The organism is uncultured Arcobacter sp. (assembly GCF_937982575.1).
GTDB lineage: Bacteria > Campylobacterota > Campylobacteria > Campylobacterales > Arcobacteraceae > Arcobacter.
Map to the genome: position 1 here is coordinate 280,914 of NZ_CALJLR010000006.1, position 26,564 is coordinate 307,477.

At 31.3% G+C, this 26,564-nt stretch carries 25 protein-coding genes; 3 read left to right on the forward strand and 22 right to left on the reverse strand.

Features of this window, described 5'->3' with window-relative positions:
• Positions 1-4 precede the first annotated feature (4 nt).
• From nuoN to Q0617_RS06560, 16 genes are all read right to left on the reverse strand, one after another.
• Positions 5-1,486: an NADH-quinone oxidoreductase subunit NuoN gene (gene nuoN, locus Q0617_RS06485; protein ID WP_298751706.1), complete on the reverse strand. Its 1,482-nt coding sequence runs from the start codon at positions 1,484-1,486 to the stop codon at positions 5-7.
• Entirely contained in the window at positions 1,486-3,012 is a 1,527-nt protein-coding gene (locus Q0617_RS06490; protein WP_298751707.1) for an NADH-quinone oxidoreductase subunit M, read from the reverse strand. The genes nuoN and Q0617_RS06490 overlap by 1 nt, the downstream gene beginning before the upstream one ends.
• Positions 3,013-3,025: 13 nt before the next feature.
• Positions 3,026-4,957, reverse strand: coding sequence for an NADH-quinone oxidoreductase subunit L (gene nuoL, locus Q0617_RS06495; protein WP_298751708.1), 1,932 nt, complete (start codon positions 4,955-4,957; stop codon positions 3,026-3,028).
• Entirely contained in the window at positions 4,958-5,257 is a 300-nt protein-coding gene (gene nuoK / locus Q0617_RS06500) for an NADH-quinone oxidoreductase subunit NuoK (RefSeq protein ID WP_298751709.1), read from the reverse strand. It abuts the gene before it with no gap.
• Entirely contained in the window at positions 5,254-5,826 is a 573-nt protein-coding gene (locus tag Q0617_RS06505) for an NADH-quinone oxidoreductase subunit J (RefSeq protein WP_298751710.1), read from the reverse strand. Before Q0617_RS06505 ends, nuoK begins: the two co-directional genes overlap by 4 nt.
• Positions 5,827-5,834: 8 nt before the next feature.
• Positions 5,835-6,458 (reverse strand): NADH-quinone oxidoreductase subunit NuoI, encoded by a 624-nt coding sequence (nuoI, locus tag Q0617_RS06510; RefSeq protein ID WP_298751711.1) that lies wholly within the window; start codon positions 6,456-6,458, stop codon positions 5,835-5,837.
• Positions 6,459-6,466: 8 nt separating this feature from the next.
• Complete coding sequence (gene nuoH, locus Q0617_RS06515; RefSeq protein ID WP_298751712.1) at positions 6,467-7,459, reverse strand: NADH-quinone oxidoreductase subunit NuoH; 993 nt, start codon at positions 7,457-7,459, stop codon at positions 6,467-6,469.
• Position 7,460: 1 nt separating this feature from the next.
• Positions 7,461-9,935 (reverse strand): NADH-quinone oxidoreductase subunit G, encoded by a 2,475-nt coding sequence (locus Q0617_RS06520; protein ID WP_298751713.1) that lies wholly within the window; start codon positions 9,933-9,935, stop codon positions 7,461-7,463.
• Entirely contained in the window at positions 9,932-10,726 is a 795-nt protein-coding gene (locus Q0617_RS06525) for a hypothetical protein (protein ID WP_298751714.1), read from the reverse strand. The genes Q0617_RS06520 and Q0617_RS06525 overlap by 4 nt, the downstream gene beginning before the upstream one ends.
• 3 nt (positions 10,727-10,729) lie before the next feature.
• Complete coding sequence (locus Q0617_RS06530; protein ID WP_298751715.1) at positions 10,730-11,029, reverse strand: NADH-ubiquinone oxidoreductase subunit E family protein; 300 nt, start codon at positions 11,027-11,029, stop codon at positions 10,730-10,732.
• Between the two features lie 12 nt (positions 11,030-11,041).
• Complete coding sequence (nuoD, locus tag Q0617_RS06535; RefSeq protein WP_298751716.1) at positions 11,042-12,268, reverse strand: NADH dehydrogenase (quinone) subunit D; 1,227 nt, start codon at positions 12,266-12,268, stop codon at positions 11,042-11,044.
• A gap of 3 nt (positions 12,269-12,271) precedes the next feature.
• Positions 12,272-13,093, reverse strand: coding sequence for an NADH-quinone oxidoreductase subunit C (locus tag Q0617_RS06540; protein WP_298751717.1), 822 nt, complete (start codon positions 13,091-13,093; stop codon positions 12,272-12,274).
• Positions 13,093-13,602, reverse strand: a complete 510-nt coding sequence (locus tag Q0617_RS06545) for an NADH-quinone oxidoreductase subunit B (protein WP_298751719.1) — start codon at positions 13,600-13,602, stop codon at positions 13,093-13,095. Before Q0617_RS06545 ends, Q0617_RS06540 begins: the two co-directional genes overlap by 1 nt.
• Positions 13,584-13,973, reverse strand: a complete 390-nt coding sequence (locus Q0617_RS06550; protein ID WP_298751720.1) for an NAD(P)H-quinone oxidoreductase subunit 3 — start codon at positions 13,971-13,973, stop codon at positions 13,584-13,586. Before Q0617_RS06550 ends, Q0617_RS06545 begins: the two co-directional genes overlap by 19 nt.
• A 293-nt stretch (positions 13,974-14,266) precedes the next feature.
• Positions 14,267-16,000: an ATP-binding protein gene (locus tag Q0617_RS06555; protein ID WP_298751721.1), complete on the reverse strand. Its 1,734-nt coding sequence runs from the start codon at positions 15,998-16,000 to the stop codon at positions 14,267-14,269.
• Between the two features lie 87 nt (positions 16,001-16,087).
• A complete protein-coding gene (locus tag Q0617_RS06560; protein ID WP_298751722.1) occupies positions 16,088-16,444 on the reverse strand; it encodes a hypothetical protein in 357 nt (118 codons plus the stop codon).
• Between the two features lie 153 nt (positions 16,445-16,597).
• On the opposite strand from Q0617_RS06560, the gene Q0617_RS06565 reads away from it, so the two are divergent.
• Positions 16,598-18,466 carry a diguanylate cyclase gene (locus Q0617_RS06565; protein WP_298751723.1) on the forward strand — a complete coding sequence of 623 codons (1,869 nt, stop codon included), beginning with the start codon at positions 16,598-16,600 and terminating at the stop codon, positions 18,464-18,466.
• 17 nt (positions 18,467-18,483) lie between these two features.
• Here Q0617_RS06565 and Q0617_RS06570 read toward each other — a convergent pair whose 3' ends face one another.
• Positions 18,484-19,050 carry a hypothetical protein gene (locus Q0617_RS06570; protein ID WP_298751724.1) on the reverse strand — a complete coding sequence of 189 codons (567 nt, stop codon included), beginning with the start codon at positions 19,048-19,050 and terminating at the stop codon, positions 18,484-18,486.
• 131 nt (positions 19,051-19,181) lie between these two features.
• Entirely contained in the window at positions 19,182-20,027 is an 846-nt protein-coding gene (gene nfo / locus Q0617_RS06575) for a deoxyribonuclease IV (RefSeq protein WP_298751725.1), read from the reverse strand.
• A 168-nt stretch (positions 20,028-20,195) separates the two neighbouring features.
• On the opposite strand from nfo, the gene Q0617_RS06580 reads away from it, so the two are divergent.
• Entirely contained in the window at positions 20,196-21,887 is a 1,692-nt protein-coding gene (locus Q0617_RS06580) for an L-lactate permease (protein WP_298751726.1), read from the forward strand.
• A 28-nt stretch (positions 21,888-21,915) separates the two neighbouring features.
• Here the strand turns inward: Q0617_RS06580 and Q0617_RS06585 are convergent, their stop codons facing one another.
• The gene (locus tag Q0617_RS06585) at positions 21,916-22,335 is read right to left on the reverse strand and encodes a hypothetical protein (protein ID WP_298751728.1); all 420 of its coding nucleotides are present in this window, start codon (positions 22,333-22,335) and stop codon (positions 21,916-21,918) included.
• Between the two features lie 48 nt (positions 22,336-22,383).
• Between Q0617_RS06585 and Q0617_RS06590 the strand changes: the two genes are divergently transcribed.
• Positions 22,384-23,025: a flavin reductase gene (locus Q0617_RS06590; RefSeq protein ID WP_298751729.1), complete on the forward strand. Its 642-nt coding sequence runs from the start codon at positions 22,384-22,386 to the stop codon at positions 23,023-23,025.
• Here the strand turns inward: Q0617_RS06590 and fumC are convergent.
• The 3 genes from fumC to Q0617_RS06605 form a co-directional block, all read right to left on the reverse strand.
• The gene (gene fumC / locus Q0617_RS06595; protein ID WP_298751730.1) at positions 23,022-24,419 is read right to left on the reverse strand and encodes a class II fumarate hydratase; all 1,398 of its coding nucleotides are present in this window, start codon (positions 24,417-24,419) and stop codon (positions 23,022-23,024) included. The genes Q0617_RS06590 and fumC overlap by 4 nt on opposite strands.
• A 61-nt stretch (positions 24,420-24,480) precedes the next feature.
• Positions 24,481-25,323, reverse strand: a complete 843-nt coding sequence (locus Q0617_RS06600) for a DUF5718 family protein (RefSeq protein WP_298751731.1) — start codon at positions 25,321-25,323, stop codon at positions 24,481-24,483.
• A gap of 254 nt (positions 25,324-25,577) precedes the next feature.
• Entirely contained in the window at positions 25,578-26,561 is a 984-nt protein-coding gene (locus tag Q0617_RS06605) for an aldolase/citrate lyase family protein (protein ID WP_298751732.1), read from the reverse strand.
• Positions 26,562-26,564: the final 3 nt, after the last annotated feature.

A 26,564-nucleotide genomic window follows, 5' to 3' on the forward strand; every position in this document is an offset into this window, starting at 1 on the left:
TTTTCTAATAACCAGAAATCTGAATATAATAAGAAATCACTTCTAAAATATTTTCAATAAAGAATATTGAAACTATAGTAAATATTGCACAAGCTCCAACTACTACTTTACTCGTAGTTGTTGCATTTTCCATATATTTTATACCATCAACAACTGGTTCTTTTAAGAACATATATACAATTGGTCTTAGGTAATAGTAAGCTGCAATTGCAGAGTTTAAAGCCATGATTACTGCTAATACTACATATCCAGCATTTACAGCAGCACCTAATAGATACATTTTACCCCAAAACAGTGCAAAGGGAGGAATACCTGCAAGGGAGAGTAAAAATAGTCCCATAATAACTGCTGTCATTGGAGATATTTTTATAAGTCCCGCATATTTTTCCATATCATGGTCTGATTTAAATGTTTTATAATCTTTATTTCTATTTAGCCATAACATTGCAAATCCACCAAGATTTGTAACTAAAAACAAAATCCAATATAAAAACATAGCAGTTGTGGCTTGTGTTGTTCCTATTAAAATAGCAGATAAGGCAAACCCAGCATTTGAAATAGATGAGTAAGCAAGCATTCTATTTATATCTTTTTGTAATAGGGCTATGATATTTGGTATAGTCATAGTCAAAATTACCACACCATATAAAATCGCTTCTACAAATAGATTTCCTGAAGAAACAAATATTTCAAAAAATCTAAGAGCTACTACAAAACCTGCCATTTTTGGAACAATAGACATAAACCCTGCAAGTGAAGCAGTTGAGCCTTCATATACATCAGCAACCCAAACATGAAATGGTACAAGTGAAAGTTTAAATCCTAAAGCTGAAAGTATAAATACAACACCTAATAAAACAAATGGATAGTTTTCAAAATCAGATGCCACTAATACTTCAGATATTTTACCAAGTTCTACAGTTCCTGTTAGAGCATAAAAGATAAGTGAACCAAAAGCAAATAGTCCAGCTGCTAAGGCACCCATTGTAAAGTATTTGATTGCTGCTTCAATTGCGTTTATTCTATTATGCATAGCAATCATTGTATAAAGTGCCATTGATGCAGTTTCTAATCCAACAAATATCAAAATAAGTGAATCAGAACTTACCATAAACTGAAAACCTGCAATCATAAACAAATATAATGCATAATACTCAGGATATCGTTGTTCATTAAATCTTTGTTTTGTAAATGACAATAAAATAAACAAAATTGAAGCAATGATAATAATTGATTGTGAAAGTATTGAAATACCATCAACCAACATCAAATCAAACATACCTCTTACATCGCCGTTGTATCCTACTAGCGTTCCTAAATCTACAATCAAAAATAGAACTGCCAAAATAATATATAGAGATTTATCAAGTTTTTTATTTGCTAAATCAACACATAAAATAACCAAGGCTCCAACAATAGCAACTAACATAGGAACTATAGTTCCAAAGTTTAAACTTGCAAAATCAATTGAAATAGCTGGTATCATTATTTTGCCTCCCCAATTGTATTTGACGATAAGATTTGTGCTGTAGAAGCTGGCTGTTGAGCTTTTATCTTCATAACTTCCACTAAATGTTTTACCGAAGTATTAACAGGCTCTAATATTGGTTTTGGATAAATCCCTAAAATAATAACTAATGCAACCAAAGGAATTAAAGCAACAAGTTCTCTTCCTTTTGCATCTTCAAGATTCTCATTTTTTGGATTTGTTATTGGTCCAAAGAAAGTCTTTTTATATAAAACTAACATATAAACTGCACCTAAAATAATAGTAAGTCCTGCTATTAAAGTCATCACTGGTGATACTTTAAAGAATCCTAATAGAGATAAAAACTCTCCTACAAAACCAATAGTTAAAGGCAATCCAACTGAAGCCATAAGCATGATTGCAAATATAGTTGCATATTTTGGCATCACTCTTGCCAATCCACCAAATTCACTCATCATTTTCGTATGCCTTCTATCATAAATCACACCCACAAGCATGAACAGTGCACCTGAAACAATACCATGGGAAATCATTAAGAAAATTGACCCACCAATACCTTCAACATTTAGTGCAAATGTTCCTAAAATAATTACACCCATATGAGAAACAGAAGAGTAAGCAATTACTTGTTTTATATCCTCTTGTCCATAAGCTACCATTGCAGTGTATACTATAGCTATAAGAGCTAATATTGCCATTGGTATCATAAAATAGACTGTTCCATCAGGAAAAAGAGGAAGAGAGAATCTAATAAATCCATAAGTTCCCATTTTTAGTAACACTGCAGCTAGTATTACAGAACCAATTGTTGGTGCTTGACCGTGGGCATAAGGAAGCCAAGTATGAAATGGTACCATTGGAACTTTGATAGCAAATCCTAAGAAAAATGCTACAAATAGCCAAAGTTGCATGTCAAATGGAAGTAAAAGCATATTCCAATCTAAGATATTAAAACTCCATGTTCCTGTTGTCACATAATAAACATACCCTAAATAAAGCATACCAATAAGCATTACAAGTGAACCTGTAAAGGTATAAATAAAGAATTTAATTGAAGCATAAATTCTTAAGTTTCCACCCCATGCACCTATGATATACAGCATAGGTATAAGTGAAAGTTCCCAAAATAGATAAAAGACAATGGCATCTAAAGCTAAAAATACTCCCACCATAGTCATCTCTAAAAACAACACAGTGATTAGCATATTTTTTAAAGACCTAGTCTCTGTTAATCCAATAATTGAAATCATTGTCATAAATGTAGTCATAAGAACTAAAAATAGTGAAATACCATCTATTCCTACAACATAATTAATCCCATAAGAGCTAATTAATGGAATTGATTCCATGAACTGCATATCTGGTGTTGAACTATCAAAGCCATACCATAAGATAAGTGAAATCAAAAACTCAAGTGCTGTGACAATAATTGCATAAGTTCTAATAGAATCACTCTTTACTAAAAACCCTATAAATGCAGCAAATGCCGGAAAAAATATTAAAATTGATAAAATATGTTCCATACCTTCTAACCCTTTACTTTAAAAACCCAAGCGCTACACTTAGAACTAATAGTATTACAAGACCGTAAACCATCACTTTTAATAGTGACGATAAGTTACCTGATTGAATAGGTCTTGCCTCTTTACCTGATGCATAAACAATTTTTCCAATACCATCAACAATAGAGTCAATTACTTTAAGATCAATCTCTTTCCATGCAAACTTACTCATTGCTAAATAAGGTCTGTTTATTACATACTCTAAAAAGTGTGGCATAAAATATTGGTTTGCCAATAGTTTATAACAAGCTCTATTTTTCAGCTTTTCACTAAAGTATGTACCACTTTTTTTATGTTTGAATACTGCAAATAAAATACCTGCTATTGCAATGGCACTTGTTACTGCTATTAAAATATTTAGTGTTGAGTGGTCAACATGAATTTCAAGTTTTGGTAAAACTTTTGTAATCATTCCCACAAAAGCATCTTGGAACCATCCTGCGATAATTGCTAAAATAGCAAGTGGTGTCATAGCTGCAATTACAAATGGATAAGTTTCATGTGGGTGATAACCAAACTTTTTAAAGTTCTCTTCTCCATGAAATACATACATAATAAGTCTAAATGAATAAAATGCTGTAAGCCCAGCTGTTATCCATAAAATTGCCCATAAAATATAAGCATGATGTCCAAATGCTACCTCTAAGATTAAATCTTTTGAGAAGAAACCTGCAAGTGGGAAGATACCAGCTAATGCAGTTGAAGCAATTGTCATAATAATAGATGTTGCTTTCATATGCTTATGAAGTCCACCCATATTTTTGATATTTATCTCATCATTTGTAGCATGCATAACATTTCCAGCCCCTAAGAAGAGAACTGATTTAAAAAATGCATGAGTTGCTAGATGAAATAGTGCTACCCAATAAGCTCCAAGTCCAGCAGCTACAAACATATATCCAAGCTGACTTAGTGTTGAGAAGGCGATGATTTTTTTAATATTAGTTGCCACTAGTGCTTGAGAAGCTGCAAATATTGCAACAAAAGCACCAAGACAAGCTATAAAATATCCAACTTCAGGAACAACAGTAAAAATCTCATTTGCTCTTACAACCAAATAAACCCCAGCTGTTACCATAGTAGCTGCGTGAATAAGTGCAGATACTGGTGTTGGACCTTCCATTGCATTTGCAAGCCATTGATTAAAAGGAAATTGTGCTGATTTACCCATAGCTCCAATAAATAAAAATGCTGCTATTGCCACAACTAAACCATGAGAAAGTGTTCCAATTTCAGCAAATACCACATCATATTGTAGTGAGCCTAAGTTCCAATAAATCAAGAATAGTCCAATCAACATACCAAGGTCTGCTACTCTATTCATGATAAAGGCTTCATTTGCAGCATACCCAGGAGAGATTGATGAGTATGGAGATAGTGTTGAATATGGTGAGTTATAGATATCACTTGTAAGTGCTTTATCCTCTTTGTGATACCAAAACCCAATTAGTCCCCAAGAACATAAACCAACTCCTTCCCAACCTATAAATAGCCCTGCAAAGTTATCACTCATAACAAGAATCATCATAGAAAAAACGAAAGCTGATAACCATGCAAAAAATCTATTAAATGATTTGTCGTGGTCCATATATCCAATAGAGTGAATATGTACCATAGTAGATACCATAGTTACAACACACATCATAGTAACACTAACTGCATCTGCTACAAATCCAAATGGAATACTAAGGTTTCCTATAACAATCCAGTCCATAAGTTTTACACTTATACTCTCTCCTGTTGAATATATATGAAAAAGTAAGACTAAAGAAGCAAGCAATGAAACAGCTAACATAAAACTTGTGAAAATACCAGTAAACAAAGTTTTTGGTTTCATTGAAAATAGTGCCGCAACAAGTGATCCTACAAGGGGTGCAAATAGTGCTATGTATATAAACTTTTCCATCTACCCCTCCATACTTTGTAAAGTGTCTAAGTTGATTGAATTTTTTCTTTTATATAATAAAATAAGTAATCCCAATCCAATAGCAACTTCACTTGCAGCAATTGCGATTATAAAAAATGCAAACATCTGACCTGTAAGGTCTTGATGAAAATGAGAAACAGCAGCAAGTCCTATGTTTACAGCATTTAGCATTATTTCTGTTGCAAAAAATAGCATTAAAAGATTTTTTCTTCTAATAACCCCAATCAATCCTATACAAAATAGAAGTGCTGAAAGTATTAAATATGCATTTAAACTCATTTGCTATCCTTTTCATTTGATGATTCTAGTGCATCTATTTCATCTTCACTTAGTTCTGAATATGATACATCCATCTTTTTCCCTGCTAATATAATTCCACCTATCATTGCAACTAATAACATTACAGCTGCAACTTCAAATGGAACTAAAAATTTAGTAAATAAAACAACACCCACATCTTGAGTATTTCCATACTCTGGATGAACTGCATATTCGGCAATAATATTATCAGATACAATTGGAGAGACAAAAACAATCACAATAATTACAGCTGCCATTCCACTTAGTAAAAAAACTAATCTAGGGTTTTGGATTCTCTCTTTTACTTCACTCATAGAATCAAAGAACATCATCCCAAAGGCATAAAGTGCCATAACTGCACCTGTATAAACTACAATTTGAACAACACCTAAAAAGTCAGCATTTAACAAAAAGAAAAAAGCAGAGATAAATATCATACCAGCTGCAAGGGCACTAAGTGCATAAAGTGCGTTATTTGTAAATACAGTTATTGAGAACATCACTATTGTCAATATTGCAAATAGGTAAAAAGCTACTATTTCAAACATCATCTCTCCTAATACTCTAATGGAGTTTTTTTGATTTTTTCGTCAGCATCTGGAGATACTGCACCAAAACCTGGATACTCTTGTTGAGAAGCCAATTTATCAAGTGGAGTCAATAAATCGTCTTTAACCACAAAGTGAGCTCGTTGTTCACTTGCATTTTCATATCTTCCACCATGAACAATGGCAAGCTCAGGACAAACCTCAGCACAATATCCACAAAAGATACATCTACCAAAGTTTATTGTGTATTCTAAAACCTCTTTTCTAGAGTTTTCATCAATTCTTGTATCCATTCTAATACAATCAGAGATACAAATCTTTTCACAAAGTCCACAACCAATACATCTATTTTCTCCCGATTCTAAAAGTCCTAGAAGTTTATGTACAGCTCTATATCTTGGTCCTATTGGAAGTTTTTCAATTGGATATTGAACTGTGTGCATATTGTTATTAAACAATGCTTCTTTCATCATGATAAAAGTAACTTTTAGTCCTGTAAAAAGTTCACCTTTTATTGATCTTTTAAATATCTGTTTAAACTCTTGCCATGGAGTTTCAGGGAAACTATTCTTTTGAATATTGATATAATCATGTTCGCTTATATTTCTATTTTTTAATTCATCTAATTTCATCACTGCTCCTAAAACATCATCACAAAGCCAGTAATTAAAATATTAACTACTGCAAGTGGCATTAAGATTTTCCAACATAACCACATCAATTGATCTGGTCTTACATGTGGCCAAGAAGCTCTTGTCCATAAGAAGAAAAATATTAAAAATGATACTTTTAAAATAATCGCTAATCCACCAGGGATAAACCATAAATCATTGTATCCACCAAGAAAAATTAGTGAAATCAAAAATGAGACTGTAAATAGATTCGCATACTCACCTATAAAAAACATCCCCCATCTCATACCTGAATACTCTGTTGCATACCCTGCAACAATTTCAGCTTCATGCTCAAGTAAATCAAAAGGTGTTCTATTTGTCTCTGCAAACCCAGCCATTACAAAAAGAACAAATGCTAAAGGCTGTGTCCATACTATCCAAGAAGTGAAGCCTTCACTTTGATAAGCATTTATATCAATCAAAGATAAAGAACCAACCAGCATAAGTGGAGCTAAAAGTGCAAGTCCAGATACAACTTCATACGATAGTAGTTGAATGGCAGTTCTCGCACCTCCTAAAAGTGCCCACTTATTTCCAGAACTCATCCCAGCTAAAAGTGGTCCATAAAGTCCAACTGAAGCAACACCCATTACAAATAATACACCCACATTAATATCTGCAATAATTGGTCTTATTGTATAACCAAAAATCTCAAACTCAGGGAAAAATGGAACTGCTGTCATAGCAATAAAAGCAGTTGCTGCTGTGATAATTGGTGCAACCATAAATATAGGTTTTACAGAGTTTTGAGGTATAAAGTCCTCTTTTGTAAATAGTTTTATACCATCACAAACAAGTTGCAAGATTCCATAGGGTCCAACATTTGTAGGCCCCAATCTTCTTTGCATAAAAGCCAATATTTTTCGCTCAATATAAGTTGTAAAACCGGCAATTGCAGAAAATACTGCTAATATAACAATAGCTTTTACAACTGTTTCTATTAAAATACTTGTCTCCATATTACACCTTTTTCACATTTGCACTTGTAAATCTATATCCAGTAAAAAGTGCTTTTGTATTTAACTCTTTCTCAAAAGTTGATACATAAGCAATTTTTCCTGATACTTGATTATCAGCATAAACATTTACTTGGATTTCACATCCATTTGCACTTAATAAGACTTTATCTCCAACACTTAGTTCTAACTCAGCCAATAATGTCTCATTTGCAAACATTCCACTTTCTAAATCATCTTTAAACTCATGGGCAATTGCTGTGAATTCATTGAATTGATTGATTGGGTTTGCTTTGTAAATAGTGATTTGTTCATCTGTTATTTCAAAAGTTTGGTTTTGTTTTTCACCTAGTTCATCATTTGTCTCTATGTCTAAAGAATCTAATACATAACCTCTATTTTCACTCCAGTCATTTGAGAAGTAGTTAGTTAAACTATCAAACTCAACTGCTTTAAAGCCTTTCGCTACTGGTAAAGATTTTGTATATTCTATTGTGTGTTCAACTTCTGCTTCTAATAAAACATTTGCAATGTCATTTAAAACATAACCGTTATAAGGTAAGGCTACATTTGTAGGAACAACTCTTTTATCTATATTTGTAAAAGTTCCTTCTTGCTGATTAAGAGCTGGCATATCTAAATCACCATCTCCTAGGGCTGATAATTGGAAATCTGCTTTTACGTTATATCCTACGCAATAAGACCCTTCTTCTTCATCTAAATCACAAATCAAGCTCACACCTAAAGTGTTTGTAGAAGTTGGGATAATCACTACTTTAAATTGTGTATGTTTTTCTATCAAGGCAGCTAGTTTTGCAAGATTTTGTGAGTTTGCATGAGTTATTAAATCTTCACCTAAAATCAAAGTGTATCTATCTTTTTTATCTTTCATAGCTTCAATTGTATCAATTAGTGTTGCATCACAATTTATCTCATCTAAAAGTCTTGTATATTCAAACTCAACTTCTTTAGTAACTTTTTTAGGAACCATTTTAGTTACTTCTTTTTCTTCACCTGTTTCTTCATCTTTTACTACAGATACAACTTTTTCTTTTATCATCTCTGTAATAGATTTTAATCTTGTCTCTTTATATGAATCAAGTGTTGCTTGAATAGATTCTGGTAAATCAGCTCCAAATTTATCTAAAATAAAATATAAAACAGACTCTTCAGCAAGTGGGTTGTGATAGATAAACTCTGTTGTTTTTCCTCTTTTACCACACTGTTCCATTACTGGATCACCTATTGGATGAAAATATAGTCCAGCTCCTTTATTCATAACAACTGAGTTATTAAAGGCATATTTTGTATTTGGAGAATCAGATTTTAAATAAGACCCAACAGAAATTACAAAGTTTGAGCTGTGGATATCTTTTAAGTCTGCACTATAAAGAGTTTTTCCACTAACGCTTGAATATGCTTCAAGGAACTTTTTGTAAGCTAAGGCATCACTATTTATAAGTTTATATCCAAACTTCTCTTTTAGCTTTTGTAAAATATGAGCCTCTTCATTTGTAATAAATGAGTTAAACTTAATAGTATCAGCTTTTTTAAATGCCTCAATTGCTTTATCAAAAGCTATTTCATCTTGACTTTCAACTCTGTTTTCAAAATCATAAGCAAATCTAGCAGCACCATTTAGTGATGCATAGTGGTGTTCATTTGTTACTCTATAGATTTTTTTAACATCATGGTTTACTATTGATTCATGTTTTACTTCATAATAGATAAGTGAACAATCACTTGAGTGAGAGTTTGATGCAGGTATTCGTGTTAGTTCCCATGAGTTTGTTTTATATTGGAAATCATTTGATACAAGCGCTCCAACAGGACAAACAGAGATACATTCACCACAATCAACACACTTATCTTCTTCAAAGCCAATAAGTGATTTGTTTAGTTTATTCCACATAGAGTAAGCATCTTTTGGCATAGTAGTTTTAAACTTACCTTCAATAGCCTCTGCCCCTCTTTTTACAGTTGAAAGAGCATTTGAACCAATCATATCTTTACATACTGTTACACACTTTTCACAAACAATACAAAGTCCTGGGTCATAGTTCATAACTCCCCAGTGTTCAGTTGGTCTATTTACATCTTTTATGGCATAACTTTGAGAATCAACTTTTTGATAAAGAGTATAGTTTTGAAGTTCACAATCACCACTTTGGTCACAAACTCCACATTGTAATGGATGGTTTACATCATAAACCTCCATTATTGCACGTCTTTCTTTTTCTATATTTTCAGTTGTAGTTGTAACTTCCATGCCATCTTTTACTTTGGCATTACAGGCATAGATTTGTTTTCCAGCAGATTCTACAAGACATAATCTACAGGCAAGTGTAGGTGAACATCTAGTTAAATAACAAAGTGCTGGTATAAATATTCCATTTGCACGGGCAACATTTAATACTGTTTCTCCCTCTTTAGCTTTTAGCTCTTTTCCATCAATTGTTAAAGTAATCATTTCACTCATAATGCATCAACCTTTTCAATTTTTACTTGCTTATATCTATACCCTTGTGATAAAAAACTCTCATCATCATTTTTTACACCACATAAAGCAATAGTTCCTTGTAAGTTTTTATCTAGTTTAAAAGTTCTTTGAAGAGTCTCATTTTTATAATTTATAGAAACATTATCCTTATTTGACACCTTAGCAACTCTTGAAAATGATTCACTTCCATATATAAACTCATCTTCACTGCTAACATATTTATAAGCCACTGTTCCATTATAAGATTTGAGTTCTGCCACATCTTCTAACTTGGCACTTGCTTGTAAAATAATATCTGATAATAAAATAATATTAAATCCACTAAACTCTTCAAGAACTTTTATCATAGAAGAGATATTGGCAACTCTTTCGTGAGTAAATAAATCTTCTCCCAAAATAATAGTTTTAGTAGTTTTATTTGAAGAACGCTTTACCATCTCTTCAAACTCTTCTTCTCCCGCACTACTCTCAGCTGAAATATATCCAATATCTAAATCAGATAAATACTCTTCTAAATCATTATTTCTATCTTTAGTAAAATACTCTAGAAGCAATGCTAAAATACCCTCTTCACTTCCAACTTCATATTTTACAAACTGTGTACAGTAAAGTTTTAAATCAATATCATCAATTGGATGCATATAGATAAACTCTGCCTCATTTTTTGCAATTGCCTCTATAATCAAATCATTCATTTTTGGTGAATCTTTTGAAATCATTGCCCCTAGGCAGACAATATAATCACTTTTTGAAACTAATTCTAAATTCATATTTTACTCTTCATCATCATCGTCATCATCTTCATCTGACTCTTCTTGAACTTCTTCAACTAATCTTGGCTCTGGTTTTACTTTTTTAACAACTATTGTCCAATCTACTTCATTGAACTTAATTGAGTTCATAAGTGTATATCCAGCTTCATAAATCTCATCTGCTGATTTTTGGATATGTGTAAAATCTCCTATTTCAAAAAGAAATATTGCATTTTCACCATCTTTTATATCTTTATCCATTAGTTCTAACATTCTAGAGTAGAAATTATCTTTTAATGGTCTTAAATCATATCTTTTCATAAACCTACTCCCTTATCTGTCAATCTCACCAAAAACTACGTTTAAGTTACCAATAATAGTAACAACGTCAGCTAATTGGTGACCAACTAATAATTCTTCTAAAAGTCCTGTATGCCAAAAAGATGGAGCTCTAAGTTTCAACTTATAAGCATATGGGCTTCCATCACTTACAATCATAAAACCTAACTCACCCTTTGGTGATTCTGTTGCCACATAAACTTCACCCTTTGGTGGTCTCATACCTTGTGTTACTAAAACAAAGTGTTGCATCAAGGCATAATTTTGAGTCATAATATCTTCTTTTGAAGCTGAGATATATTGAGGCTCATGCGCCATAAGTTCACATTTTGACTCTTTATACATAGGTATTAATTGTCTTAAGATTTTAGAACTTTCCCTTAGTTCTTGCATATGTAATTCATATCTTGCAAAACTATCTCCAGCAGTTGCAACTGGTACATCAAAGTCAAGCTCTGGATATATTCCATAAGGCATCTCTTTTCTTAAATCCCACTTTTGACCAGTTGCTCTAAGTATTGGTCCTGAACATCCCCAAGATTTTGCCATCTCATTACTTATTACACCAACATTTTCAAGTCTCATTCTCCAGATTCTATTATCTGTTAATAGGGCTTCATATTTTGTAACTTCTGCCTCTAGGATACCTATATACTTCTCTAAATCTTCACACCAATTATCTGGTAAATCTAAAGGTACTCCTCCAATTCTAACTGCACTGTGAGTTAGTCTAGCTCCACAATAATCTTCGATTAAATCTATTGCAAACTCTCTTTCTCTAAAGGCATAAAGGAAAACTGACATAGCACCAACATCTAAGGCGTGAGTTGCAAGCCAAAAAAGGTGAGACATGATTCTGTTTATCTCTAAAAGCATAGTTCTAATTATCTCTGCACGTCTTGGAGCCTCTATTCCCAGAAGTTTTTCAACAGCAAGGGCAAAACCGTAGTTGTTAGAAGTTGCAGCAATATAATCCATTCTGTCCGTTGTTGGCAAGAATTCATTATAAATCATATTCTCAGCCATCTTCTCCATTCCTCTATGAAGATATCCAACATGAGGTCTTGATTTTATTATCTCTTCACCTTGAAGTTCTAGGATTAGTCTCATTTGTCCATGAGCAGATGGATGTTGTGGTCCAAAGTTAACCACCATAGTGTTATCAGCTCTTTCAAAATTTATATTTTCAAAGAAAGGTTTTAGTCTATTGGTTTGTTGCATGATTTACCTTCTCTTATCTAATATTTTAGATTTTTTTTCATCTAAATCTTTAATGATTCGTTTTCCAAATAGTTTCACTCCACCCTCTTCTGTATATCCAAGTGGTGTTTGTGTCTCATTACCTTCTGTAATTTCTGTTCCAAAAGGAACTTCATGTCCAAGTCTTGAGAATCTTGTAGTATCATATCTATCAACGGCTGCATCATCTCTCTCTTCTGGACCTATCTCATCTCTAGCTTCTTTTCCAAAGATATGGTCTACTTCGTACCATTGTGCAACTTCATCACCGTGAAGTGGATATGTTTTTTTCAAGGGATGGTCATACCAATCATCTGGCATAAGTATTCTTTTCATATTTGGGTGGTTTAGGATTTTTACTCCATACATGTCAAACATTTCTCGCTCAGACCAGTTTGCCATTTTAAACACACCATAAACTGACTCTATTGTTTGTTTTTCTTCAATGAAACACTTAACTCTCATTCTTTTATGTTTACTCATAGAAAGCATTTCATAAAAAATCTCAAAACCTTTTCTAGTAGCGATATAATCTATAGCTGAAAGCTCCATAAGCATGTCATATTCTAGCTCATCTCTTAAAAGTGTTAGTGTTTTTACATTGTCTTGTGGATTTATATATATAACTAACTCACCATTTTCTATATAACTATCGTGTATAGTTACTTTTGATTTTAATGATTCAATATCTTTTGCATATATTTCATCACTTGAAGGGTCAAGTCTAGGAATTGTTGGTGTTACATAAAATCTATCATTATAATATGATTTTTTTTGAACATCATCTTTAGGAGTATATTTTCTCATTATACTAACCTCTTTTTCTTTTTAGATAAAAATGCAGACTCTCTTCTTATTTTCTTTTGAAGCATCATAAGAGCATATTGTAGTGTTTCAGGTCTTGGTGCACAACCTGGAAGATAAATATCTACAGGTATTACTCTGTCTACCCCTTGAACTGTGGCATAAGTGTTAAACATACCACCAGTATTTGCACAACTTCCCATAGAGATAACCCATTTAGGATCTGGCATTTGGTCATATAGTCTTCTCATATATTCAGCATGTTTTTTTGTAAGTGTTCCAGCTACAACGATAACATCAGCTTGTCTTGGACTAGCTCTAAATATTGTTCCAAATCTATCGAAGTCAAATCTTGAAGCCCCTGTTGCCATCATCTCAATTGCACAGCAAGCCAAACCATAAGTTAAAGGCCATAAGGAGTTACTTCTTCCAAAGTTTACAATTTTGTCAACAGTTGTAAGAGCAATAGGTGCTCCCCCATCTTGAAAATATTTTATTTTATGCTGTGCCATTCAAGCGCTCCTTTTTTCCATGCATAAATAAAGCCAATAGTTAGTAGTACGATAAATAGAATCATCTCTATAAATCCAAACCAACCTAAGACTTTAAAGTCAACAGCCCATGGAAACATAAATATTATCTCTATATCAAATAAGATAAATAGCAGTGCCATAAGATAAAACTGCACAGAGATAGTGTTTGGTTGCTTTGTAACTTCTGGTCCACATTCATAATATGTAGTTTTAAGTTTTTCTGTATCAAGTCTTGCCATTTTTCGACTTACAAGTCTTGCTAACCAAATTGTTGCAAAAAATGCCCCAAAGGTTAAAACAAACATCATAAAAACACCAAAATACGGATGAGCGAAATCCATATGAGTCATATTTATATCCTTAATTTCTTTGTATTTAAAGAATTTAGTTTTTTCATTTTAATTTATATTCAGCTAGATACTAGCAAAAATATTTTAAATCTAGACTTAATAAATCTACCGCAAAACTGCGTTAGTTTAAAAATAGCTTAGCCTAAAATCAGTCATTCTTAACATTGTTATTTAAAAAATTTATATTTATAGGTAAAAAACAATAATTAATGGATTTATATTAATCTAGGCTTAGATTAATATAAATTTATTATACTAATATTATAATTTTATATAGAGATTTAGAAACAGTTTTAGAAAAATCCAACTTTATTTTCAGTGTCAAATTGAGACCGTTGTTCTTTAGAAATTTGTTCTTTGAAATCTTCCATTCTAAAGATTGGTTCATCCATAACTGCTACTTTATATGCAGTGTTCTTTATAACTAGCTCTATCTGACCACCTGTTAGTTCAACTTCAGATATTTTTTCCATATCAAAATCACTATCCAATGGGATGTTTTCAGGTAATAACTTTTTCCACAGTTCTAGTCTTTGAACTTTGTTTGGCTTAACAAATTCTATTTTATAGTTGAATCTTCTTGAAAATGCTTTATCTAAGCTCTCCAAAAGATTTGTAGTTGCAATAAGTATTCCGTCGAAACGCTCTATTTGCTCTAAAAAGATATTTTGCATTTGATTGTGCATTTTATCACTACCACTTGTAGACTCTGTCACCCTAGAACTTAAAAACTGATCAGCTTCATTTAGTAATAAAATTGGCTCTGATTTTGTTTTATCTCTTATATCTACGTATGTTTCAAAGATTTTTCTAACATTTTTTTCACTCTCACCCACATACATAGAGAGTATTTTAGAACAATCAAAAGCTAAAACTTGTCTTTTAAGTGATTTTGCAAGGGCAAGGGCAGTCAAAGTTTTACCAGTACCTGCAACCCCATAAAAGATAATTCTGGCATCAATACCTTTTTTTCTATCTTTTATTCCCCACTCTTTTAGTCTATTTATTACCTTTTTGTCAACTTGTTGCAAAAGTGCATCTAGCGTCTCTCTTGTTTTTGGATTTAATACAACATCCTCCATAGTCTTATCAGTTGATATTAACTCAAACATATCTTGCTCTTTTATCACGTTGTCGATTTTGATTTTAGATGTTCTTGTTTTCTTTTTTGTTGGGTGTGAAATCTTATATAAAACCTCATCAGGAATATAAAAGTTTCTATTTATCCCACCAAAAGGTGTTAGCATCTCATCATAATCAACAAGTCCTGTTGAAACCAACTTTGAACTCTCTTCTAGCAGACTTCTGTTTTTGATTTTCTCATAATCATCATGTGAGATTAGCTCAATAAGTGAATTCATATCTCTTATTGATTCATCTCCACCTGAATACTCCTCTTTAAGAAGTGCTATAAATATCATCTGCTCATGTTCGTTTAGGTCATTTTCTTTAAAAAAGCCCACAAGCATGATTTCATTTGGAGTAGCTTGTACTCTCTCTTTGATTCTATTTTCTAAAAGTGTAAGTTTTGATTTTAGTCTTTTTATATTTGGTGACTTTTCGTCAAAGTTGTGTTTTACTACATTTAACTTTTGAGCTAAATCTATTTTGAAAAACTGATCTTGCAAATACTCCAAGTGATCACTGTATTTTGTAATCTCAGGTAGAGACATATCCATAGAACCATCTTCCATAAGTCTTAAAAATGATGGTGTTAAAGATACACTAGAGTTCAGTAACTCCAATTTTGATAACTCACTTAGTTTTATTGGTGTAAATGAGTTTTGAACTAACCAACCAAGCTCAAGTAATGATTTTATCACTTCAAGTTTTTCTAAGTGCTCATATTTTTTTACATCATAAAATTCTGATAAAATATCTATCACCATCAAAGCATCTCTGCCATTTATATACTCTTTTGTAAGATGCTGAAGTATTTTCCCCTCTTCTAAATTACACTTCAACTGTACAAATAGTTCTTCTTTTTCTAAATCTATACTCTTTATAAATTTAATCAATTCATTCATTAATTGTTATTCCTATTTTTAATTATCTATTTAAAATTTCTTAGCTAAATATCAATAATACATCAACAAATCTTAAAATAAGATACTCTATTTTAATCTTTTGTTTAACTGTTCATAAAATATATCACTATGGACTTTTTCTTTAAAGTATAATTTTTCTTCACCTTTAGAATTTTGTATTAAAATATCTTTATTTACCCGCGTAATATTTCTAATATCATCATATTTTATATAAACATTTTTTGAAAAATCAATACTAAACTTGTTGTTTATTATTGTAATATTATCGTTACACAAACCTTTATATCTTGATTTATAATTATAAATCGTATTGCAAGATTCGTTTTTATAAAACTTTTCAATCATATCTATATTTGAGGAGTCTACATATAAAACCCATCCTAAAGCTATTAAAAAAGGAGAAAGTAAAACTAGTATTATCATAAAAAAATTTCCTTGGTATTTTTCCTATTTTACATAAGTTATTATTAAAATTAATTATGAATTTTCAATTAATTAATATTTTATATTGATAATCATTATTATTTAATACTAATTATGTTATATTCCTAAAAAATTTATTTTTAGGGAATACCAATGAAAATAAGCAAAAAAATGGCATTATTATTTACTCTAATTAGTCTTATTATAATAACCTTTATTTCGGGTCTTGTACAAAATAGAATTCAAAAGTCTCAAATACTTGAAGATAAAATAATACAAAGAAATATTCTAAAACTACACAATATAATAGACTTCAATAGTGAGTATCTAAAAAAAATCGCATACGAATTTCAAGAAAATGAAAGACTCCGAGATATAATCAATAAATCAGATCATGCACAACTTAAAACATATTTTAGTGATAGTAATTTAATGGAAGAACTAAATATCAGTAATTTTTTGATTTTTGATAAAGATAAAAAATTTCTTTTTGGTAAAAGTTATGATATTAGTTCAAATGAGATGTTGAGTGTCTCAACTGAATTAATTAATTTCATTAAAACTAAAGATATAAAAAAATATATAAATAAGAAAAAAGAGATCTTTTATATGACTACCGATTATGAAAAATCTATTTTTGATATAAAAGAGATAAAAAACAGGAACACTCAAACTATAGGATATATATACTTTTCAAGGGCGATTGATTCTCACTTTTTATCCAATATATCTGATGTACTACAAGAGTATGTCTCACTTATAAATAGTGTGGATTTTGATAAGTTTAACACTATCAAAAATAAAAAACTAAATATAAAATACAAAACTGTAAATGTGGATGAAAACTACCTTTTTACATATGTAAGATATTTTGATGAATTTGAGAATAAAAACTTTTATTTTAGTATAAAAAGTAAAAGATATATATATCAAGAACTAAAATCAAATATGAATTTTATATTATATTGCGTATCTATTTGTTTTTTACTTATCATCATGATATTTTATATTTTTATAAAAATATTTTTTTCAGATAGGATTATCAAAATCTCAAACAAAGTAAAAAAGATCTCTGAAAATAATAACCTAGAGATAATAATAAAAGACAACTATGACGATGAGATTTCATTTTTAGCAAAAAAATTAAATGAAATGCTTCTTTCAATAGATATAAAACAACATGAAAAACTAAAAAAAGAGAGAGATTTTTTAAAATCTGTCCTAGATACACAACAAAATATCATCATGATAACCCAAGGGGATAAGATACAAAGTGTAAATAAAAAGTTTGTAGATACATTCACCTCAGAAGATAATTTCTTATCAAATATTGTTTTAGTAGATAATAATACTCAAAAAAATCTTCTAAATATTGCACAATACTACTCTTCAAAAAACATCCCTGCAAAATTTCAGATTATGGGAGATGACAACTTTTATTTTACTTTTGATGTATCTAAACTTGATATGGGCAAATATCTAATTTGTATGAATGATGTCTCTACTTTAAATAAAAAGATATCACACCTAGAAGTAAAAGCTTCAATTGATGGACTAACAAAAATATTCAATAAAGTTGCTATAAAAGATATGTGTGAAGTCTGGATTGATACAAAAGAGTTTCATCTCTTAGTGTTAGATATTGATTTTTTTAAAAAGATAAATGATACTTATGGACACTTATGTGGAGACTATATTTTAAAAGATGCCATCAACAATATAAGAAAGATTATCTCAAAAAAAGATTATATAGGAAGAATAGGTGGAGAAGAGTTTATGATACTTCTAGATGAAAAAAACAAAGAAAATGCTATAAACATCGCCCAAAGAATAAGACAAAATATTGAAAATACTATTTTTGACTATGGGAATAATTTACTTAAAATAACAATCAGCATCGGAGTTGCTAAAAATATTTTAAATAAAGATACTTACGAAACTATTTATGAAAGAGCAGACAAAGCTTTATATAAAGCAAAAGATGAGGGAAGAAATAGAGTGATTTATGAAAAAGAGGAGTAACTCCTCTTTTGGAAAATCTAGAAAGCTTTTATAAGCATATTTTTTACTTTATCTTGTAGTTCAGGGTTTAGATTAAGCACACTTAATCCATGATAGATATCTATAAGTTCCGCTTCATCAAATATAGTATTTCTTTCATCAATACTATAAATAATATCTATTTTCCCATAGTCATATGTATCTACATTAGTTACTTTTACAGTAAATTCACTATTTGCATAAGTATTATTTTTGATATTTTGAGTCATATCTTCAATAAAACTTTCTGGAATACTTGAACTAACTATGAAATTGATTAAAATCTTATTGCTATTTATCTTAATAGAATCAATATCAACGCAGTCATATTGCTCATAAATGATTTTGGTACTCTTACCAAACAAATCATATATAGGACACTTATCAAGTACATTTTTCTTTTTTAAGTGAGGTAAAGCATCCATCATAGGAAAATAGCTATTAAAAAGTTTAATTTCACTTGGAACAGCTTTTGTTTTAAACTGCTCATAGTTACTAAAAAATAGTTTAGCAGAACTGCTCATATTTGCTATATTGTCATTATTTTGTTGATTTTTGTCTATCATTATCTATACCTTTATTATATTAGCTTTATTATATATCTGTGAAGTATAGATTAAAATGAAATTTTTGATGAATATAAGTAAATAAGGGCTTAAAAATAGTGTTTTAAACTATTTTTAAGAATAGTGAGATTTTATTTTTCTACTAAATTATACAAGTCTTGAATTTCTTGAGCCCAAATCTCTTCATTGATAGTTTCAAGAACCAACGGAATATCATCCATCCTCTCATCATTCATAATAAACCCAAAAGCATCCCAACCAATCTTTCCTTGACCCAAACTATCATGTCTATCTACTCTACTTCCTAAATCTGGTTTTGAGTCGTTTATATGCATACCCATTAGGTATTCTCTTCCTACTACCTCATCAAACTCTTTCCATGTTTTATCATAGGCTTCTCTTGTTCTTATATCATATCCTGCTGTAAACATGTGACAGGTGTCTATACATACTCCAACTCTACTTTTATCTTCTATTTTATCTATGATGTAAGCTAAGTGTTCGAACTTGTATCCTAGGTTACTTCCTTGTCCTGCTGTGTTTTCTATTACTAGTTTTATGTCATTTGTTGCATCTATTGCTTTGTTCATAGAAAGGGCTATATTGTCTAGGCACTCTTCTTCACTTATCTTTCGCAAGTGACTTCCTGGGTGAAAGTTTAGTCTGTCTAGTTTTAGGATTTCACATCGCTCAATTTCGTGTATAAATCCATCTAAAGATTTTTGTCTATTTTCCTCTACAGGATGACCTAAGTTTATAAGGTAACTGTCATGTGGTAAAATATGTTTTGGTAGTATTCCACATTTGTCCATCTCTTCAAACCACTTATCAAGAACATCATTTTCTAAAGGTTTTGCTGCCCATTGTCTTTGGTTTTTTGTAAAAAGTGCAAAGGCTTTTGCCCCTATTGCTGTTGCATTTATGGGTGCATTGTATACTCCACCACTTGCGCTTACGTGTGCTCCTACGTATTTCATTATCAATTCCTAATATCTTTTTGTGAGGATTTTACTTAATCTTGGGTTTTATGTCGCTTATTGTTTCAGTTTAGTTCTTTTATTAAAAATGCTATGTTAATGCTACTTTTATCATACAAATATCATTTTCTTTAATTAATATTTAATTCTAATTATTAAGGAGATTTTATGGAAATAAGCACACAAGCCCTTTTTGCGGCTCTTCCTATTTTTGTGGCAGCTATCTTGTTGGTGGGATTTAGACTTCCAGCAAAAAAAGCGATGCCTGTTGTTTATATAGTAACAACAGTTGTGGCCTTTTATATATGGCAAGTTAGTTTTAATAGAATACTTGCATCTACTGTTCAAGGTTTACTTATCACTATTGCAGTTTTATGGATAATCTTTGGGGCAATATTATTGCTCAATACTCTTAAACACTCAGGTGCAATAAAAGTTATCAGAGAAGGATTCAATAATGTAAGTCCTGATAGAAGAGTACAAGTTATTATTATCGCTTGGTTATTTGGTTCTTTTATTGAAGGTGCTTCAGGATTTGGAACACCAGCTGCTATTGCAGCACCACTTATGGTTGCTATTGGATTCCCAGCCATGGCAGCTGTTATGATAGGTATGATGATACAAAGTACTCCGGTATCATTTGGTGCAGTTGGAACACCTATTTTAATAGGTGTTAACAAAGGTTTAGATGCACAAACTATTGGTGCATCTTTAGAAGCTGTAGGTTCAAACTGGGAAACTTACTTACAACTAATCACTAGCGAAGTTGCAGTTATTCATGCTATAACTGGTACTTTGATTCCACTATTTATGATTATTATGATGACTAGGTTTTTTGGTCAAAACAGATCATGGACAGAAGGCTTATCTATCTTACCTTTTGCTATTTTTGGTGGATTAGCATTTACAATTCCTTACGCACTAACTGGTATATTTTTAGGTGCTGAGTTCCCTTCTCTTATTGGGGCTTTAGTTGGACTTCCAATTGTAATATTTGCAGCTAAAAAAGGGTTTTTAATCCCTAAAGATACTTGGGATTTTGCTCCAAAAGAGATGTGGCCTGTTCATTGGGTATCAAAACTTGAGATGAACCTTGATGCTATGAATACTAAAGTTGATATGTCTTTAGCAAAAGCTTGGGTTCCATATGTTCTTGTGGCACTTATTTTAGTAATTACTAGGGTTTCAGATGAAGCAAAAGCTTTTGTTAAATCTTGGGTTATTCCTTTTAAAGATATTTTAGGTGAAGGCTTAGGTTACTCTATTGTTCCTCTTTATTTACCAGGTGGTATCTTAGTACTTGTAGTTTTAATCACTTATTTTCTACACAAAATGGAATTTAAAGAGATGAAAGAAGCACTAGGTGAGTCTTCAAAAGTAATGTTAGGTGCTGGTTTTGTACTTATATTTACTATTCCATTAGTAAGAATACTTATCAACTCAGGAGTAAATGGTGCGGGGTTTGATTCTATGCCAGTTGCTATGGCAAACTTTGTGGCAACTTCAGTTGGTGATATTTATCCATTATTTGCTCCACTAATTGGTGCCCTAGGAGCTTTTATTGCAGGAAGTAATACTGTTTCAAATATGATGTTAAGTCAATTTCAATTTGGAGTTGCAGATGCACTTGGACTTTCAACGGCTCTTATGATAGCACTTCAAGCTGTTGGAGCTGCTGCTGGTAATATGATAGCAATACACAATGTTGTTGCAGCTTCTGCTACAGTTGGATTACTTGATCAAGAAGGTGAAACCTTAAGAAAAACAATAATACCTACTATTTATTATTGTTTAATTGCGGGAATTATTGGTCTTATTGGTATGTATTATCTAGGACTTACAGATCCTTTAATCAAATAAACAAAAAAGAGGGTATTCCCTCTTTTTTTTACCTACACATCTTTTGATTACCTCTTCTACTATAAATCCCATAAAGTGCCTTTTGTAAAATATGGATTTCATAACACTCTTTTTTATTTGTATCTTTTTTATTTAATTTTTTAACTATTTCATAGATATCAATAGCTTTTGAATTTAAAAACTCTCCATTAAAAGGTTTATGCTTAGATACAAAAATTTTATCTGCATCTAGAACATAATAACTTTTGTGTTCTTCTCCATGATATTTTACAATATAGTTTTCCATAAACTTTATATCAAAAGGTTCATTATAACTATTGTATAAACCAAAAGAGATATTTGCTCTTTTTTCACTTAAGTTACTCATTTCCCATGTTCCTAATAAATCTTTAGGTGATATTGCAAAAATTGAAGAAATTGTAAATATAAGTATAAAAATTATTTTCACCTATAACCCTTTTATATTAGCTCTTTATTTGATTATTTTATGATTTAATTGATTAATCAGCACTTAAAGGTTTCAAATGGCATTAACCAAAAACTAAATATAATAAATAAAAACAAAGGTACTTTTATGATTCTTGATTATGAAGAGATAAGTGATTTAAATAGATATAAAATTATGTCAGATACAGTAGTTCCAAGACCAATTGCGTGGATAGTAACAGATAATGATGGAGTATTAAATGCAGCCCCTTTTTCATATTTTATACCAATATCAAGTAACCCAGCAGCTTTAATAGTTGCAATTGGAATAAAAGAGGATGGAAGCCCAAAAGATAGCTTAGCAAATATTCTAAAAACTAAAAAAGCAACAATCTGTTTTGTAAACAAAGACAATGTAGAAAAAGTAAAACTCTCTTCAACAATGTTGCCAAAAGAACAAAGTGAAATAGAAGAGTATGAAATAGAAGTTCAAAAGATACTTGAAGGTTTTCCACCTATGATTTCTTCTTCTCAAAGTGCACTTTTTTGTGAGTATTATGACACTGTTAAAATCCCGGGAAAAACTACACCTCTTATTTTAGAGATAAAAAAACAGTTTATAGAAGATGAAAGAATCAATGAAAAGATGCATATCAATGTAGAAAATATAGGAAGATGTGGTGTAAGATTTAAAGCGATGGTTGACCTTTAAGCTTTAGGTCTTACCATCTCTTGAGGTTTTACATACTCATCAAATTGTTCTGCTGTTAATAGGCCTAAACTAAGAGCCTCTTCTTTTAGAGTTGTTCCATTTTTGTGAGCTGTTTTTGCTATAAGGGCAGCTTTTTCATATCCAATATATGGATTTAGAGCTGTTACTAACATCAAAGAGTCATTTAGATATTTTTCTATATTCTTTTTGTTTGCACTTATTCCAACTGCGCAGTTATCATTAAATGCTTTCATGGTATCACTTAGAAGTCTAATTGACTGCAAGATGTTATAAGCAATGACTGGCTTAAATACATTTAACTCAAAGTTTCCTTGGCTAGCACTTACACTTACTGTTGTATGATTTCCCATAACTTGCACTGCAACCATTGTCATAGCTTCACTTTGGGTTGGATTTACTTTTCCAGGCATGATTGAACTTCCCGGTTCATTTTCAGGGATATTTAACTCCCCTATTCCACATCGTGGCCCTGAAGCTAACCATCTTATATCATTTGCTATTTTCATAAGGTTTGAAGCAAGGGCATTTAAGGCTCCACTTAAAAACACTTCCCCATCGTGTGATGTTAAAGAGTGAAATTTATTTGGATGAGATACAAATTTATACTTTGTTTTTGTATTAATATTCAAATTCTCACAAACAAGATGTGAAAAATCTGGGTGAGCATTTAGTCCAGTACCAACTGCTGTTCCACCAATGGCAAGCTCACATATATATTTCATACTATCATCTATTTGATTAAGTGCTTTTTCTAACATATCAACATAGGCTGAAAACTCTTGACCTAGAGTAAGTGGCGTGGCATCTTGTAGATGTGTTCTTCCTATTTTGATAATATCTTCAAACTCTTTACACTTACTTTCTAGTGTAGTTTTTAATTGATTTATTGCAGGGATTAGTTGAGATTGTATCTCTAAGACAAAGGCTATTCTCATGGCACTAGGATATGTGTCATTTGAACTTTGAGCTTTATTTACATCATCATTTGGATGGATTAGTTTTTCTATTCTAAAATCTTTTCCTAAAAGTTCAGTTGCTCTTGAAGCTATCACTTCATTTAGATTCATATTTGATTGGGTTCCACTTCCTGTTTGCCATACGGCTAAAGGAAAGTTATCATCTAATTTACCTTCAATAATCTCATCACATACTTTGATTATGGCATCTTTTTTTTCTAGGGGAAGTTTTTGTAAGTCATAGTTTACCACTGCACATGATTTTTTCAAATAAGCAAAGGCTTTGATTATCTCTTGGGGCATTTTTTCAATACCTATGGGAAAATTCTCCAAACTTCTTTGGGTTTGAGCTGCCCAATATTTGTCATTTGGAACTTTTATTTCGCCCATAGTATCTTTTTCTATTCTATACTTCATAATAATTGCTCCCTTTTTTTGTTAATTATATAACAAAAAACAAAGAGATTATTGAAAAAGTTTATTTAACTATTTGATGAAGTTTAGAACACTGTGATAAAAAAACATCAGAGCCTGCCATATCTTGCATAATATCTTCAAATGAGTGGAAGTGAGCATTATAAACATATATAAAAATCTCATCTCCTCTTTCTAAAAAATGATGTTTCCCAAACTCAGTATACGCTGTAGCTCCTGCTGCTATTAAAAGACCTTTGTGTTTATTTATATCTTTTATAAAAGGTGGCAACTCTTCCAATGGTCCCAAATCTTCTTGGGTATTAAACTTATCTATCATCCAAGTTTTAAGTTGATTGAAAAAGTAAGAGTATGATCGTACAGCACTAACTGTTCCATAATCCCTTAAAATCCCATCACGTCTAATAAACGAAGCAATATGAAACTTGTTTAATATACCATCTTCTTCAAAACTATCTATTTCTATAAAGTCATGGGCAATACCTTTTGAACCTTTTCCCCAGTTCTTTTTGGTACTTAGTTTGTTTCCATCTTGGATTCTGTTTGAGCAGTCATTAAATGCACCAAAATATTTTGGTTTTAAATCTACTAATTTATCATTTTCATATACAAAATCACAGATTAATCCAACCTCAGCTTCAACTTGTAAGTGTTCTATATCGTTGTGAGTTATCTCATCTGTACAAATGGGAAACTGTGATAAAAAGCTGTCATGATTTGGAATATAAAAAGGAAACAATCCCTTTGGTGCATCTTTTTCATCTGTTTTTATTACTGAAAATTCATCAGCTTCTCCAGCTTCTCCTAAGTGGTTTGCAAAGTTTCCTGCAACACCAAATCCTAAATAATCTTTTAATTCATCTAATTTTATATTGTGTCTATTCATTTTTTTGCCTTCAATTTTTTAAATTTGTGACAATGTGTTTTTTTGTTTTTTGGATGATTATTTATTTGAGTGAGAATTTTTTCGTGAAGTTTATGTGGGTAGTTAAATTATATTGTCTAAAAATCTACCTGGGGTTTAAACTCTTCTCACCATAGTTGGCGACCTTGACGAGCTTTTTCATCATATATCCTTTCATATTAAATTACAGATAAAAGGTTACCCTCTTATCTATAAATTTAGCTTAAGAATTTTAATTAAGCAAAAAATCTTTTTGTAACTTCATCTAACATTTTAGCCCCTGAGAAATGTGCTCTTTGAACTAATTCCCAGAAATATCTATATGTTGCTCTATCATGTAACTCACCTTCATATTGAATAGGTCCCCACTCAGCATCTTGTGCAGCTAATAAAATATTTTGTGCAGCTTCAAGTTCTGTAAAGTCTGGTTTCATAGCATCAACGATTGCTTGTACTTGTGTTGGGTAAATTGACCACATTCTCATAAATCCGAACTCATTTCTAGCTCTTTCTGCATCTTTAAATGTTTGGTATGGATTTTTTAAATCTAATGTAACATTGTGACAAGGAATAACATGATTTTGGATAGCTGCTTGACATACTTTAGCTTTTGCAGCTCCAATTAATCTATGCTCAAATTGACCTGGGCTTCTCATATTAATAGCTGGGATTGCACCTTGGTAACCTGATACAAAGTCCATAAGACCGAAATCTAAAACTTGTAACCAAGGTAAAGTTGCAGTTTTCTCTACATCTTGTAATGCTCCATGAGTCTCAATTAAGATATGAATTGGAATCTCTCTTGTAATTCCAGCTTTTTTAGCTACCTCTTGAATATACTCAATTTGCATTTTTGCATCTTCATAAGAAGTTGATTTTGGTAAAGTTATATATGCTAACTTTTCACCAGCACCAGGAACTAAGATATCAACATCTTGTCTCCAATCAGGATGTGCAGCATCATGGATTCTTGTTCCTGCCATTGCATATGGGTTAGCATCAGAGTTTACAACTCTAACAATCATCTCTGCATGTTCAACTTCTTTACCAGTCTCAGCTCCATCTTCACAATCACAAGTGATATCAAAAACAGGTCCAAGTTTCTTTTGCATCTCGAAACCTTTTAAAATAAGTTTCTCGCTACCTGCAAAGTGCTCACAAGTTGGGATGATTGGTAAAGATTTACCAGATTCAAATAGTGCTTCATTAGGGTGTGTCATATT